Here is a 15,833-nt window from a genome sequence, read left to right on the forward strand (position 1 = left end):
TCTCCTGTATGGCAGAGGACTTAATTCCAAATCCCCTCAATCTGTGCCCCGCAATAGGGACAATGATTAAGATTGACCAAATGATTTGTGACATATTGTCCGATATGCCCGTGCCGCTCTATCACCAGTTTATAACATTTAGGACAAAAGGTCGATTCTCTCGTTTCATCATCAATGTTTCCGACATAAACATATTTTAATCCGGCTTTTTTACCGATCTCATACGCACGTCGAAGCGTAGAACCCTGAGTTCTAGGAACATCCTGCATTTTGTACATCGGGTGAAATCCGCTGATATGCCACGGCATAGAGGGATCGAGCGCAGATTGAAACTCGGCAATAGCACGGATCTCTTCATCCGAATCGTTGTATCCGGGAATTAAAAGGGTCGTTGTTTCAATCCATATTCCTTTTTTATGGGCATATTCGATTGTATCCAATACCGGTTTGAGCGATGCACCGCAAATATTGCGATAAAACGATTGATCATATCCCTTGATATCAATATTCATTCCATCCAAGTATGGGGCGATCGTATCGATAGCTTTGTGCGTTTCATAACCGCTGGTAACGTAGATATTTTTCAGTCCCGCTTCGTGGGCGAGTTTAGCGGTATCATACGTGTATTCGAAAAAAACGACGGGTTCATTGTAAGTGTAGGCGATACTGTCGCATTTGTACTCCAATGCCAAATCAACGGCTTGCTGCGGCGAAAGGGGACGTCCGAAAATTTCGTGATGATGTTCTTTCGGGTACTGGGAAATATCGGCATTTTGACAGAATTTGCAGGAAAAATTACACCCGACTGTCCCGAATGAAAATACCCTAGATCCCGGTAACACATGAAACATCGGCTTTTTTTCGATGGGATCTACATTGACTGCCGCAGCCAGACCATAGGTCAAAAGCTGCAGTTCCCCACCTTTTACTTGTCGGATTCCGCAGATACCGTATTCACCCTCAGAGAGTTTACAATGTTGATTGCACGCTTCACATGCGATCCTGCCATCCTCCATTTTTTTAGACAACCATGCTAATGATGACATCCTGACTCCTTTTACAAAGTGTCTTTTCCGCTTTATTCCTTGAAATGCTCCAGTAATTGATCATCAGGGATTTTGGTCAAGTCGGAATGAAGATTGATCGTCATTGTGCTTTTGATTGTGGGATCGATCAAATCGACGATTTGATGATTGATTGCTTTCGGTGCCGCAAAGTACCACGCATCATAGCTGTATTCTTGGAGGTTCTTAGTAATTTGTGATGCAATCTCTTTGATTCGACGATGTTCTTCTTCGATTGCCAAGTTATGGTTTTCACCCGATCCACTGGCTCCAACCCCTTGGAAATTACCTTTTCGGTCTGAGACTTTTTCTCTCAACCGTTCATGGGTTTCAAGACTGTCAATACTTTGTACAAGTTCGACTGATTTCCTTCCCATAGGGTCTTCTTTAATAGTAAAGAGTTTAAAACGCTGCAAATCAGCGATAATAATGAGTATTGTTGACATAGTAACTCCTCTTAGTTAAGAATGCTGAAGATTTCACTGAGCGAAAAAGATCAATTGAATTTCTCCAACTTCTACATTGTAGCAAAAGTAGCACAATAAATATCTATATAAAATAAAATAATGAATGCGTGATACAGATAGGAGTAAATATGTGCTTCTTGAGAGAGAAAAAAAAATCATTGGAGGTAATTACCTACCTCCAAAATAGTGTGAAATGTTTATTTCACTTTTATTTGTTTAGCGGACTCGCTTTTAGCCTCTTTTTTCGGCAATGTAATCTCTAATACACCATCTTTATTTTCGGCATGGATATTTTCCGTATCGACATTTGAGGGGACTGTAAAACTGCGTGTAAAGCTGCCGAAACTGCTTTCACATTGGTAATAGTCCTCTTTTTTGACCTCTTTTTTCTCTTTTCTCTCACCTTTGAGAGTAAGGACATTATTTTCTACCTTTACGCTGATGTCTTCTTTTTTTACACCCGGGAGGTCCACATCAATGTGGTAAGCGAATTCCCCTTCTCTTGTGTTGACTGAGGGGGTAAAGCTTGAAAATACATCTTTTGACAGATCAGATGAGAAAGCTTCACCTATGCGTTTTTCTAATGTACGCAACTCTTTAAACGGATCAAATCGTGTTAACAACATAATAAACCCCTTCGTGAGTAATTTGCAGAGAAATTAGTTTTGCGGTTTACCTCTGCACGGAAAAATTTTAACTTTGAGGAGATAAAAAAAATGTTAATAAATGATATTATCCATTTTTTAAACTCAATCCCACTTTTCCTTTCACCACATCTACTTCGACGACACGAATATGATTCAACTGTTGATTGACACTCAGCACTTCAAGCGGATGGGAAATCCGTTTATCACTCATCTGTGAAATATGGATCAGTCCGTCATTTTTCAGCCCGATATCGACAAATGCTCCGAAATCGGCTATATTTCGGACAACACCTGAAACGATAGAACCTTCTTTGAGTTCTTTGATATCGGTCAAATCCGAGCGGAAAATGATCGGAGGCAACGTTTCACGAGGATCGAATCCCGGTTTTCGAAGTTCCGTAATGATATCACGAAGTGTCGCTTCCCCTACTCCCAACTCCTGTGCTATTGCAGGAATCTGCTCTGTCGTAATTGCGGTGAGATCATATCGCTTTCTCAGGAGATTAGCCGCATCGTAGCTCTCAGGATGAATCCCCGTATTGTCCAATACACTTTGACCTTCCCGTATCCGAAAGAACCCTGCACACTGCTCATACGCTTTTGCACCCAGCCCTTTCACTTTGAGGAGTTCCTTCTTGCTTTTAAACGCACCGCTGTGTTCCCGATAGTCGATAATTGTTTTCGCCAGTTTTGCACCGACTCCCGCAACGTAGGACAAAAGTGAAGCAGATGCACTGTTCGGATCGACACCGATTCGGTTGACGAGATCTTCAGTCACTTCATGAAGCTTTTTTTCCAGCTGTTTTTGATCGACATCGTGTTGATACTGCCCCACACCGAGCGACTTTGGATCGATTTTGACCAGTGCCGCCATCGGATCGCGCAGACGTTGGGCGATCGAGATCGCTCCGCGTATCGTTACATCAAGCTGCGGATATTCCTCCTGGGCGATTTTAGAGGCCGAATAAACCGATGCCCCCGCTTCAGATACGACGGTATACGTAAGATTCAGCCCCTCATCACGGTTCAAACGGGCAAAAAATTCCTGAGTCTCCCGTGACGCCGTTCCGTTACCGATAGCGACGGCATTGATTCCGTAACGCTCACACAGCTGTTTAATCACTTTTGCACTCTTCTCAAAATCGCTTTGCGGAGGGGTAGGATAAATCACAGCATGATCCAGATACGTTCCGTGTTCATCCACTACGGCGAGTTTGCACCCCGTACGATACGCCGGATCGACACCTAATATGGCACGTTTTGTAACGGGAGGAGACCCCAGCAGCTGAGCAAGATTTTTACCAAAAGTATTGATCGCCTGTGCGTCGGATTTTTCTTTGATCATCGCATGGACTTCGCGTTCCAACGAAGGAAACAGCAGCCGTTTAAACCCATCGAGGTAGCTTTCTAATAAGAGAGTCTGCGAACTCTTGGCATGTTTCGGAATCCGATAACGGACTATGGCATTTTCCACCCGTTCCATATCGAGGATTATTTTAACATTCAGCTCTTTTTCGCTGACACCGCGCATAATTGCAAGATAACGATGCGATGGAATAGAGGCTATTTTCTCGCTCTTTCCGGCGAGTTTGGCAAACAATCCTTCTTCTTTAAGCCCTTTGGTCGCTTTGATTTCAAAAGCGCAATAGTCCATAATCTGACGTCTCCAGTGATCGCGTTCTCTGGGGTCATCGCTGTAGCGCTCCGCCACAATGTCCTGAGCTCCTTTGATCGCATCCTCTTTCGAAGTGATAGCACCTTTTACAAAAGATTCAGATCGCTTGGTAAACTCTGTGAGTTCCAACCGAGCGCTCTCCAACATATCGGCCAGCGGTTCTAAGCCCGCGGCAATCGCCACACTCGCTCGGGTATTTTTTTTCTCTTTAAAGGGACGGAAAATATCTTCGACTTCCTGGAGCGTCGATGCGCTGTTTAGCCGCATTCGGAGGTCATCGCTCATTTGAGCACGCTCGCTGATCAACCGCACTACTTCTTCTTTGCGTTCCAGCAGTTTTTTTGAATAGGTATATACAGCGTCAAAATCACGCAGCTGTTCGTCCGTTGCGCCTCCTGTCATCTCTTTGCGATAACGTGCGATAAAGGGGATAGTAGAACCCTCTTCCATCAGTTTAAGGATATTGGCGATCGTCTTGGTATTTAGTCCGGTTTTTTCGTTGAGAAGTGTAATCAGGGGGGTCATAAAAGTCCTAGGAAATAAAAATTCGATTATATCGAATGAAGTTAAATTATGTGGAGTTGACCTCCCCCTTACAACCATCCCCGGTTGCGAAAATAGATCAACGGAATCACTCCTGCGATCACCATCATCATCAGCGACATCGGATATCCTAACGACCAATCCAGTTCCGGCATGAAATGGAAATTCATCCCGTAAATACTTGCGATCAACGTCGGCGGCATTAAAACGACACTTGCTACGGTAAAGAGTTTGATGATTTTATTTTGCTCGATATTCGTCTGTGCCAAAAAGAGATTTTGAAGGTTATCGAGTGTGTTTCCGTCAATCGTAATGAACTCGACCAATGAGTTAATGTCTTTGATCATGATCACTATATCTTGTTTGATGTTCTGCGGAAGCTTGTTGGATTTAGCCAAAGCCGTCAAGATCCGACGCTTATCAAAGACCGATTGACGTACCTTAAGGGTAAACCCTTGCAGGGTTGAAATTTTGCGTAACGTATCTTCTGATTTTCCATCAGATTCCCATAAAAGTTTTTTGCGAATGTCATCACTTTCACTGGCAGCATATTCCAATAAATCGGCATCCTGATCGATCCGGATATCAAATATCTGCATAAAGACATCGTATCCGCTGTAGAGCTCTTTCGGATGGGATGTCAGTATCTTATGGATCATCTCAAATGCTTGAAGCTCTTTGTCACGAATCGTGAAAAGTATATTGTCCTGCAAAACGAAACTGACACTTTCATTGTAATGGGCCTTGGCAGTTTCGACAAAAAAGAATGACACAAAAAAATAGGAGTTGATGATAATGCTGCGATTGTCTTCCCAATATCGTGAACTGATCTCAATCTCTTCACGTTCTTGCTTGGTAGGAATCTTAATGTCAAACAGTGTTTCAATCTGCTTGATTTCGTCCATTGAAGAGTGAAGCATATCGATCCAAACGATATTTTTATACTCAGAAGGTGCATCGATTTGGCTTAAAAGTGTTGCGCTAAAAGTCTCATTCTCGTGGGTATAAAATGTAACCATTCAAGCCTCCGCGCTATGATTTTCGATCCAGTTTCTCAAACCCGGGGAGTATCTTCCCTTCCAATAATTCCAGACTTGCCCCTCCGCCGGTCGATATAAAACTAAATTTCTCTTTCTCCCCCGCTTTTTCCACCGCATCGGCCGTATCGCCGCCGCCGACAATGCTGTAGGCATAGCTTTCGCTGATGATTGTCGCGAGCTTGTACGTCCCTTTTGAGAATTGATTGATCTCATAGATCCCCATCGGTCCGTTCCAGATAATCGTATTCGAAAGTTCTATCGCTTCACTAAACAGCTTCAACGTGGCTGGGCCGATATCGACTGCATGAAATCCGTCTAAAACATCTTGTACCGGAACTACTTTGACATCGATCGGATGATCAATCGAATCGGTAATAACGACATCCACCGGCAAATAGACTTTGACCTTATGCTGTTTTGCCTCTTCAAGAACCTCTTTCGCCGTTTCGAGGAAATCAGACTCTACCAGTGATCCTTTCATATCATAGCCGATCGCTTGTAAAAAAGTGTTGCTCATCGCACCCCCGATAATCAACTTATCCACTTTTTGCATCACCGATGTCAACAGAGTGATTTTAGTAGAGATTTTAGATCCTCCGACGACCAGTGCGATCGGACGGATCGGATTTTCAAGCGCTTTTGTAAACGCTTCTATCTCCCGCATCATCAAAAAACCTGCGACTTTCGTTTCGACATAATCCGCAATCCCGTACGTCGAAGCATCCCGACGATGTGAGGTTCCGAACGCATCGTTTACGTACACATCGCACAATCCTCCAAGCTGTTTACAAAACTCGGGATCGTTTTTTTTCTCTCCGTCATAAAATCGGATGTTTTCAAATAAGAATATCCGCTCAATCGAACACTGGGCATTCTCTGTTTTCAACGTATCAAAATCATCGATAAATTCGACCCGTTTTTGGAGTAACCGTTCCAGTCGTTTTTGAATATGGCGAAGTGAATAGCGCTCGTCATATCCCCCCTTCGGTCGGCCTAAATGACTCACCAATGTTATCGAACAGGCATTATGGTCGATACAATAGTTGATTGTTGGGAGTGCCGCACGAATTCTGCTGTCGTCTGAAATGTTGAACTGCGCATCCATCGGGACATTAAAATCGACACGGATCAAAACCCTTTTTCCAGTTACGTCGATATCTTTGAGGCTTTTAACCCCACCCATCGTAATAATATTGCTAATCATCTAGTGCCTCTTTTGTAAAGCTTATGGAACTTTAGAGTATCCAAATTACACATATATTACACCAAAATTCTTAACATCTGACATCAGAAAAACACTTGTAATATTTCTGGCGTATTATTTGCATTATAATCTATCCAGCCAAAATCGGAGTCACCTATGGAAAATCTGTTTTTAACTGATCTTCTCGACAAATTGTTGGATCTAAAAGAAAAAATGATGAGCGGTATCGACATCGAATCGTCCAACGTTTCATTACTCAATATGAAACAATATCTCAATCTTCGAAAACACGATTATTCACGTTTACAAGATGAGTTGACAAAAGTAGGGCTCTCCTCGTTCGGGCGGTCTCAAGGGCATATTGAAGCGAGTATCAATGTCGCAATAGAGATGCTCGCACATGCTTTGGGCAAACAATCCGAAGTACAACAAGCGGCATTAAGTTATGAAGAGTCTCACGCTATAATGGATAAAAACAGTGAAATTTTTTCCACATCCAGCGATAAAACTAAAATCATGATTACCGTCCCTTCCAACTATATGGACGATGAATTTTGGTTTTCAAACCTCTCGCATGAGGGAGTGCATCTCTTTCGGATCAATACCGCACATGATTCGACAGAGGCATGGAGCGATATGGCAGAGTTGATCAAGCTCGAACAGTACGCCAGCGGCAAAGATTTGCGTATCTACGTCGATCTAGCCGGTCCGAAAATCAGAACATCCCTGTTCAAATATAAAAAATCTCCCGACAAAATCAAAAAGATAAAAGTCAATTACGGAGAAAAAGTGTTGATCCGCTCCGCTAATCAGCCTCCGTTTGAAAAAAAACCGAAGCAGTATGCTGCGATTATCGGATGTACGCTCGAACACCTGGGTGATTTGGTTAAAGTAGGCGATAGAGTTTTTGTCGATGACGGAAAGATAGAGATGCTGATCGAAGCGATCTATGGAGATGATATCGATTGCAGTGTCTTAACCCACAAAGAAGGCGGGAGTAGTATCAAAGATGAAAAGGGGATCAATTTCCCCGACAGCAATATTAATATCCAAGCCATCACGGAACGCGATAAAGAGATTCTCCCTCATATCTGCAACTATGCAAACATCATCGGAATCTCCTTTGCCCAAACACCCGAAGATATCCGTGATTTGATCGAACAACTGGACCTTCTGGGTAAAAAAGGTCAAATTGCCATCGTCGCCAAAATCGAAACGAAAAAAGGGGTAGAAAACTTGCCCCAAATCCTCGAAACGCTTATCGAGTACGGCAATTCAGGTGTCATGATCGCACGCGGAGATTTGGCAATCGAGATCGGATTTGAAAATCTGGCGTATATGCAAGAGGAGATCCTCGATCTTTGCACCGCAGCCCATATGCCCGTGATCCTGGCCACTCAGGTATTGGAAAGCAAAATGAAGACGAATATCCCCAGCCGAGCCGAAATATCCGACGTGGCCTTTGCACACAAAGCAGAGTGTGTTATGCTGAACAAAGGGGAATACGCACTCGAAACCATCAAAATTCTCAGTACGATTTTAAAACAGATGGATTTGATTTTCCGTAAAAACAAGCTGCTCTATAACCACAGCTTTCAGTGGAAGTAAATTTATTAATTTGTACAAGCTTCAATAAAAATTCTTCCTAATGATGTAATTGAATAAAATGATTTATCTATATCCAATGTATCCATAGGTTTATACTTTTTATTTAAAACATCATTTTGATATCTTTCTTCATCATTTGTATATTCTCTCTTTATTTTATTATATATCTCATCATCTGTTCTAAATAAACCATTATTATCTTGTAAAATACTCAACGATACTAAATTTTCTAAATGTATAACAACTTGTTTTGGAGTTAAATTTAATTTTTTTTCTATTCCAGTCAATTTCAAAGATAATTCACGATAACTAGCATCAGTCGAATTAACAGCTTTAAAAATTATGTAAGAAATATCCCCTGGATTTTCTTTGAAGTATTCAAGTAATCTCGCTTCATCCGGTGCAAGACTATTTAATTTTTGTATAAATCCTGGATGGATCAAATCTACTTTACTTTTATTCGATGCATTTGCAAGTAAATTAGCAAAAACATTGGCTAAATCTTCATTACTTGTATAACTCAACTTTTCCATAATTGGGATCGCAATTTCAGGTTCAACCTGTTTTATATTTTCTTCCACTATGTTTTCAAGTTTTTCTGCATATTTTGCAAAGTTTCTTTTCGCATATACATTTCCAAATTTTATTGGTAACGTCAAAGTATTAAACAATCCAAATACATTACCTAAAGCTTCACCAACTTGTCTAGCTGAAGGTAAAGCTAACTCTTTTAAAATATCATTAGCTGATTCTGACAGATCAGCTTTTATAGGTAATTCTGGCATGCTAATTTAACCTTTTACACGACTAATTATGTATTATAATAATACACTTTACAATTCAGGTCATCTTATAAAATCCTATTTGGATACTTCATATAGATTGATATATGAATTCAACAAATAACTATTATTATACAAAAATTATTAGGAAATATGAGAGCAGATGAAAAAGAAAGGATACGAAAGATGGATTCCCGATCAAGTCGGGAATGACGAAGAAGTTACCCTTCGACTAGCTCAGGGCGAACGGGAAGATAATTATGATTGATATATTTCCGTTCTGTTTCTACCGTTCTTTTTAGCCTCGTACATCGCTTTATCCGCTTTTTCAAAAAGGGATTTTTTCGTATCATCTTTTGAAAGCTGGGCGATTCCGAAACTGAGGGTCAACGTATTTTCGACATACCTGAATACATACGTTTGAACCAGTTTGCGTAGATTTTCAGCCAAATTATACGCACCGTTAAGATCCGTAGTAGGGGTTAAAATAACAAACTCTTCCCCTCCCCATCGTGCAAAAATATCTCCGTTTTTAATATTATTCTCGATCAAATTCACTACGTCTTTGAGGAGTATGTCACCGGCTTGATGTCCGTAGGTGTCATTAACAAGCTTGAAATTATCTACATCGAATATGATGAGGCTCAACGGTACATTATTGAGATTTGCATTTGCGATCTCGATGGCAAAAATATCTTCGAAATTTTCACGGTTATTGATCCCGGTGAGATTATCTTTATAGGCTTTTTGTTCCAACGTATTGGTCATCGAATAGAGTTCGTCAACCTTGTTTTTCATCGCTTTGTTGATGTTTTTGAGTTGTTGTTTTGTCTCTTCGAGTTCGGTGATGTCGTGGCGTATCGCGATATATTCCACAACATCGCCGTCAACATCCAAAATCGGGATAACCGTCGTATCGACGATGTACTGCCCACCCTCTTTTTTCATATTGGTGACTACACCGTTCCAGCTTTTTTTAGCTTTGATAGTGTCCCACAAATCTTTAAACGCTTCTCTTGGCATATCGGGATGACGGATAATGTTATGCGGTTTTCCGACAAGCTCATCTCTGCTGTAACCGGATATCTCGCAAAATTTATCATTGACATAAGTGATTACCCCTTTCGGGTTCGTTTTTGAGACGATATTGCTTAAATCGACCGCTTTTTTATATTCAGCCAGGAGATTGGAGTTTTCACTTTTATAATTTTGGTTTCCGCTAATAATAATCTCAAAATTTGTTGCCAGATCATTGGCCATTTGCAATGTAAGAGAGTCAATTTCGCTTTGCAGTGCAAATGAGAGATTTCCGTTTTCAAAGATGATCTCTTCTATCGCATTTTTGAGTTTTGTAATTAATGTAAAAAGATCTGCCGTGGTTACATTATAGTTGTTTAAGAGTTGTAGGAATTCGATCTTTACATGACACTCCGAAACCGTTGCACGCCATTCGATCACACTGATAAAACAATCGCAGAACTCATAAAACAGATGGGTATTCTTTTCGATTATAGGCAAAGAGTGACGATGAAGTACATTTTGTACCTCATTTTTAGCCATCCATTTTTTAATGATCTCATTTCGATTGACCCGTAAAAAATAGGAAAACTCTTCGGTATTTATAATCTTGATCATACACACTCACTTTTAAATTTTGTTATAATAAATTTTGCCTATTGTATAGCAAATATAATAAAAGAATTCATCAGCAATTATACATTTTAACATAATATTCATGCACCATACGTCCAGAGTCGAATGCAGGAATAACATCCCTCATCGCATTTTTCATCATTTGACACCATTGTTCAGGCCGGTCGTAATACATCGGTATGATCTCATTTTCAAGAATATCCATCAGATTTTTGTTATCTTCATGATCTTGTACTTCGATCGGAGTGCTGTGGTCGATTGGAGGAATCGTAAAGGCGTTGAATCCGTGTTTGGCAAATTCCGGATGCCAACCATCATCCGTTGAAAAATGGATCGAACCGTTCATACTCGCCGTCATACCGCTCGTACCGCTCGCTTCACGTGAGACACGCGGCGTGTTTAGCCATATGTCAGAGCCTTTTTTGAGGGTACGGGAGAGCTCAAGCTCGTATCCTACGAGAACTGCCATATTTTTGATTCCGTGACTGATATAGATGAGTTCGTTAAACGCATTGACGGCATTAGTATCAAACGGATACGGCTTACCTGCCCAAATGACCTGAATCGGTTTTTCGGTGCGTTCCAACAGACGTTTAAAACGGGCAAAATCGTGTTTGAGCAATCCCGGACGTTTGTATTCGGCAAAACGACGAGCCCAAACAATCGTCAAAATATCAGGGTTGAACATTTTACCCGTCTGATCGGCGACCACATTAAACAAATTGCGTTTGAGGTGTTTTTTGCGTCCTGTCAAAGCATAATCTTCGTGTTCATCCAATGCGGCAAGCATCCCGTTATCCGACCAGAAACGTCTGTTTTGGGCATTGGTAATATGGATGATTTCCGATCTTCCGGCACAATGTTCCCACATACGGTTTGCAACCTCACCATGCATTTTTGAGACGGCATTGGTAATCTTGGATGATCGCAAGGCCCCAACCGTGAGGTTAAAATTATTTTCTTCATGCATAAGCATAATAGAACGAACAGTATCCAATTCCAACCCGTTAAAAAAACCGAATTTATGAAGTAAATCTATATTATGCTGTTCATTTCCCGCATCTTCAGGGGTGTGCGTTGTAAATACAACCCGTTTCTTTACCTCGTTCATGTCCCGATATTTCGAATAGAGCTCATACACCAATGGAAGTGCATGCCCTTCATTCATATGATAGATATCGATCTTTTGTCTCAATGCTTCCAGTACTTTTACCCCACCGATACCCAAAACGACCTCTTGGGATATACGAGTCTCTTCATTCGCATCATAAAGTTTATGAGTGATGGTTCGTGCTAAAAAGTCATTTTCCGGAATATCGGTTGAGAGAAGAATGACCGGAGCGGAACTGAAAACATTAGGCGGCAAGTAAAATGCTTTGACATGAACATCTTTTGAATGGATGTTGACGATCGCCTGCACTCCGAGGTCTTCGAGAAAATAGTAATGTTTTCGGATAAATTCCATTTCCAAACTGCGATCTTCATGTCGGGACTGATCGTAATAGCCGAAGCTCCATAATATCCCGACACCGACGACATTTTGACGTAGATCGTAGGCACTTCGCATATGGGAACCGGATAAGAATCCCAATCCGCCCGAATACGTTTTGAGCGCTTGATGGATTGCAAACTCCATTGAAAAATAGGCAACACTGGTAGAGTACTTTGGGTCAATTTCGTAATCATGGAGAATCATATTTTCTTCTTTTCATTAGCTTTAATAAGATTATTGTAACGATTTATCGGCTTTTTTTTGTTTCAAATATACAACCCCAAGCGGAGGCAATGTCATAGAAATGGAGTGTTCCCGCCCGTGTGTCGATGTTTGAAACGTTTGAAGCGGTTCGTGATTTCCGATACTCCATCCGTGATATTCAGAGGATTGAGAGTTAAATATCTCCACATATTCCCCTTCACTTAGGACTCCCATGTGATAGTTTTCACGCGTTGCATCTGCAAAGTTGCACACCACATAGATATCATCTGCGGGATTATCACTTTTACGGACGAAACTGAGACAATTGTGGCTGTAGTCACGATCGTCTATCCATTCAAATCCCTCACGCATCACATCATACATGTGTAAGGCTCGCTCATCACGGTAAAGACGGTTAAGATCCGAAACCATTTTATTCAACCCTTTATGCATCGGGTTGTCCAACAAATGCCAATCAAGAGAACGTTCAAAATTCCATTCGGCATATTGTGCAATCTCTCCCCCCATAAAAAGAAGCTTTTTACCCGGATGTGCCGTCATATAGGCAAAAAGTGTTCTGAGATGAGCGAATTTTTGGTTGACATCTCCCGGCATTTTATTAATGAGGGAACCTTTCATATGAACGACCTCATCATGACTCAGCGGAAGCATAAAGTTTTCATCAAATCCGTACCACATACTGAATGTCAGCTGATGATGGTGATGCTGACGATGAATCGGATCATAGCTCATGTATTTCAGTGAATCATGCATCCACCCCATGTTCCATTTGAAACCGAATCCAAGCCCCCCGACACTCACAGGACGGGTCACCATCGGATAAGCAGTCGACTCTTCGGCAATCATCATAATATCGCTGAACTCCCCGTATACGCTGACATTAAGTTTTTTCAAAAACTCTATCGCCTCAAGATTCTCGTTTCCGCCGTAGACATTAGGGATCCATTCCCCTTCTTTTCTCGCATAATTGAGATACAGCATTGAAGCGACTGCATCGACACGGATACCGTCAATATGATAACGATCGAGCCAAAACATCGCGGAGCTGATCAAAAATGACTGTACTTCATTACGTCCGTAATTGAAGATGATGCTTCCCCATTCCGGATGGTATCCCTGACGCGGGTCATCATGCTCATAAAGTGCCGTACCGTCAAAATTGATCAACCCGTGCATATCGACCGCAAAATGCGACGGTACCCAATCCATGATCACGCCGATACCGTTTTCATGCAGGACATCGATCAGAAACATGAGGTCCTGAGGTGTCCCGTAACGTGCCGTCGCGGCGAAATAGCCGACAACCTGATATCCCCATGAACCATCAAACGGATACTCGCTCAGAGGCATGAACTCGACATGGGTATAGTTCATCTCTTTTAAGTAGTTCACTAGCTCCGTAGAGAGTTCCCGATAGCTCAGAGGACGGTTATCTTCCTCTACCTTTCTACGCCATGAGCCCAGATGCATCTCGTATACACTGATCGGTGCATCATGGGCATTGTTGAGATGACGCTCTCGCATCCAATGTTGATCTTTCCAGTCATATCCTTCCAGACTCCAGACACGAGAAGCCGATTTTGGCGGCTGTTCGCTGTAAAATGCAAACGGATCGCTTTTATCATGGACGATATTATGAAATTTGGAAACGATATGATATTTGTAGGTGAGGCCCTGTTCTACGTTCTCTATAAAACCTTCCCATATTCCCGATTCGTCTGAGCGCAGTTGCAAAGGATGCGATGAAGTATTATAATGGTTAAAATCTCCGCGCACACTGACATAGGATGCATTGGGAGCCCATACTGCGAAATATACACCGGCGTTCCCTTCATGCACCATTACATGAGCGCCGAGTTTATCGTAGAGCTTTGTATGCGTCCCTTGTTTAAAGAGATAGATATCCATCTCGCTCAGTCTGGAGACCTCATAACTGATGGGGTGATTTTGGTTGTTCATAGCCCTCTTCTCCCCTGTGAAATCTTGTAATACAGTGCTTCGTATTCGAGTGCGGAGCCGTTCCAGTCAAATCGTTTGTGCATGGCATTGTTCTGCATTTGTTCAAATCCTCTGCGGTCATTGTACCATGTATGAACTGCCCATCCGACGGTATTGACAAGCGCATCGGCTGACGCATCGTAAAATTTGAATCCCGTCCCGTGCGTTTGGTCGTTTTGATAGTTTTCGATCGTATCATCCAACCCGCCGGTAGCACGTACGATCGGCAATGTCCCGTAACGGAGGCTGTATATCTGATTCAAACCGCACGGTTCAAACAAAGACGGCATCAAAAACATATCGCTTCCCGCTTCGATTTGATGGGCAAGATCATTTCGGTATCCGATAAAGCAGCCGAATTTATCGGGGTGTTTATGGGCAATATCACTGAAATAATGTTCCGCCCATTTCTCTCCGGCACCGAGCATAACGATCTGAATATCCATTTCCAAAAGCTTCCAAATCGCATGTGCCAAGAGTTCAATCCCCTTTTGCTCCGCGAGCCGACCAACCAAACCGATCAGGGGAACATCCGCTCTTTTGGGTAAATGAAACGACTCCTGCAATGCTTCTTTACAAAGTGCTTTACCGCTCATATCCCCAACATCGAATGTATGCGAAATAAAGGTGTCCTCCGCAGGGCTCCACTCTTCATAATCGATCCCGTTGAGTATCCCGTAGAGTTTATACGATACATGGTCGATCAGATTTTCCAATCCCCATCCGAATTCTGGAGTACGGATTTCATCGGCATACTTTCGGCTGACGGTAGTAATGGCATCCGCATGAGTAATCCCCCCTTTGAGAAGATTGACCCCATCATATTCTTCCAGTTCATAGAAATGATCCCATCCGATTCCGAGGACGTCCATTAGCCCCTTATAGAACCTTCCTTGATGCTGAAGATTGTGGATTGTGAGCAAAGATCCCGTAAAAGCGAAATCCGGATCGTAGGTATACAGTGTATTGAGCATTACAGGAAGCGCAGCCGTATGCCAGTCATTGGCATGGATCACATCAGGATGAAAACGGATCATTTTAGATAACTGCATGACGGCACGGGAAAAGAAGATAAACCGGTTGTCGTTATCGTTAAAACTGAATCCGTCCTCTTCGTACAACCCTTTTCGCCCGAAATAGCCTTCATGCTCAATGAAATAGACAGGAACATCGCTTCCCGGTAATAGCCCCTCATAGACCGCAGCCCACTCTTCGCCCATAATTCCCATCGGTACCCCGAGAGAACCTTCCATAGGTGTCAGAGCGTATTTTTCCCGATCTACGACATAGTACCGCGGCATCACAACCCGAACATCATGTCCCAGAGCACGCAGTGCTTTCGGTAATGCACCGACCACATCCGCCAAACCGCCTGTTTTGGCAAACGGTACAACCTCTGAAGCAGCGATCAAAATGTTTAGTTTATCCATCAATT

12 protein-coding genes are annotated in these 15,833 nt (G+C 42.2%); 1 reads left to right on the top strand and 11 read right to left on the bottom strand.

What is annotated here, in order from left to right; genetic code table 11:
- Nucleotides 1-20 precede the first annotated feature (20 nt).
- The 6 genes from amrS to PHE37_RS07520 form a co-directional block, all read right to left on the bottom strand.
- Nucleotides 21-1,046: an AmmeMemoRadiSam system radical SAM enzyme gene (amrS, locus tag PHE37_RS07495; RefSeq protein ID WP_299994162.1), complete on the bottom strand. Its 1,026-nt coding sequence runs from the start codon at nucleotides 1,044-1,046 to the stop codon at nucleotides 21-23.
- 32 nt (nucleotides 1,047-1,078) lie between these two features.
- Nucleotides 1,079-1,510, bottom strand: a complete 432-nt coding sequence (locus PHE37_RS07500) for a host attachment protein (RefSeq protein ID WP_299994160.1) — start codon at nucleotides 1,508-1,510, stop codon at nucleotides 1,079-1,081.
- A gap of 218 nt (nucleotides 1,511-1,728) precedes the next feature.
- Nucleotides 1,729-2,157 (bottom strand): Hsp20/alpha crystallin family protein, encoded by a 429-nt coding sequence (locus tag PHE37_RS07505; RefSeq protein WP_299994159.1) that lies wholly within the window; start codon nucleotides 2,155-2,157, stop codon nucleotides 1,729-1,731.
- A gap of 106 nt (nucleotides 2,158-2,263) precedes the next feature.
- Nucleotides 2,264-4,378, bottom strand: a complete 2,115-nt coding sequence (locus PHE37_RS07510; RefSeq protein ID WP_299994157.1) for a Tex family protein — start codon at nucleotides 4,376-4,378, stop codon at nucleotides 2,264-2,266.
- 68 nt (nucleotides 4,379-4,446) lie between these two features.
- Nucleotides 4,447-5,415 (bottom strand): magnesium/cobalt transporter CorA, encoded by a 969-nt coding sequence (corA, locus tag PHE37_RS07515; protein ID WP_299994155.1) that lies wholly within the window; start codon nucleotides 5,413-5,415, stop codon nucleotides 4,447-4,449.
- 13 nt (nucleotides 5,416-5,428) lie between these two features.
- The gene (locus tag PHE37_RS07520; protein ID WP_299994154.1) at nucleotides 5,429-6,640 is read right to left on the bottom strand and encodes a phosphoglycerate kinase; all 1,212 of its coding nucleotides are present in this window, start codon (nucleotides 6,638-6,640) and stop codon (nucleotides 5,429-5,431) included.
- Between the two features lie 156 nt (nucleotides 6,641-6,796).
- Between PHE37_RS07520 and PHE37_RS07525 the strand changes: the two genes are divergently transcribed.
- Nucleotides 6,797-8,248 carry a pyruvate kinase gene (locus tag PHE37_RS07525; protein ID WP_299994152.1) on the top strand — a complete coding sequence of 484 codons (1,452 nt, stop codon included), beginning with the start codon at nucleotides 6,797-6,799 and terminating at the stop codon, nucleotides 8,246-8,248.
- Between the two features lie 5 nt (nucleotides 8,249-8,253).
- On the opposite strand, the gene PHE37_RS07530 is transcribed toward PHE37_RS07525, so the two are convergent.
- The 5 genes from PHE37_RS07530 to glgA all read right to left on the bottom strand — a co-directional run bounded on the left by PHE37_RS07530 (nucleotide 8,254) and on the right by glgA (nucleotide 15,828).
- The gene (locus tag PHE37_RS07530) at nucleotides 8,254-9,033 is read right to left on the bottom strand and encodes a DUF4393 domain-containing protein (RefSeq protein WP_299994150.1); all 780 of its coding nucleotides are present in this window, start codon (nucleotides 9,031-9,033) and stop codon (nucleotides 8,254-8,256) included.
- A gap of 255 nt (nucleotides 9,034-9,288) precedes the next feature.
- Nucleotides 9,289-10,665: a sensor domain-containing diguanylate cyclase gene (locus PHE37_RS07535; RefSeq protein ID WP_299994148.1), complete on the bottom strand. Its 1,377-nt coding sequence runs from the start codon at nucleotides 10,663-10,665 to the stop codon at nucleotides 9,289-9,291.
- Between the two features lie 70 nt (nucleotides 10,666-10,735).
- Nucleotides 10,736-12,379 (bottom strand): alpha-glucan family phosphorylase, encoded by a 1,644-nt coding sequence (glgP, locus tag PHE37_RS07540; RefSeq protein ID WP_299994146.1) that lies wholly within the window; start codon nucleotides 12,377-12,379, stop codon nucleotides 10,736-10,738.
- A 30-nt stretch (nucleotides 12,380-12,409) separates the two neighbouring features.
- A complete protein-coding gene (gene glgB, locus PHE37_RS07545) occupies nucleotides 12,410-14,359 on the bottom strand; it encodes a 1,4-alpha-glucan branching protein GlgB (protein WP_299994144.1) in 1,950 nt (649 codons plus the stop codon).
- The gene (glgA, locus tag PHE37_RS07550; RefSeq protein ID WP_299994142.1) at nucleotides 14,356-15,828 is read right to left on the bottom strand and encodes a glycogen synthase GlgA; all 1,473 of its coding nucleotides are present in this window, start codon (nucleotides 15,826-15,828) and stop codon (nucleotides 14,356-14,358) included. Before glgA ends, glgB begins: the two co-directional genes overlap by 4 nt.
- Between the last annotated feature and the right edge of the window lie 5 nt (nucleotides 15,829-15,833).

The organism is Sulfuricurvum sp. (genome assembly GCF_028681615.1).
GTDB lineage: Bacteria > Campylobacterota > Campylobacteria > Campylobacterales > Sulfurimonadaceae > Sulfuricurvum.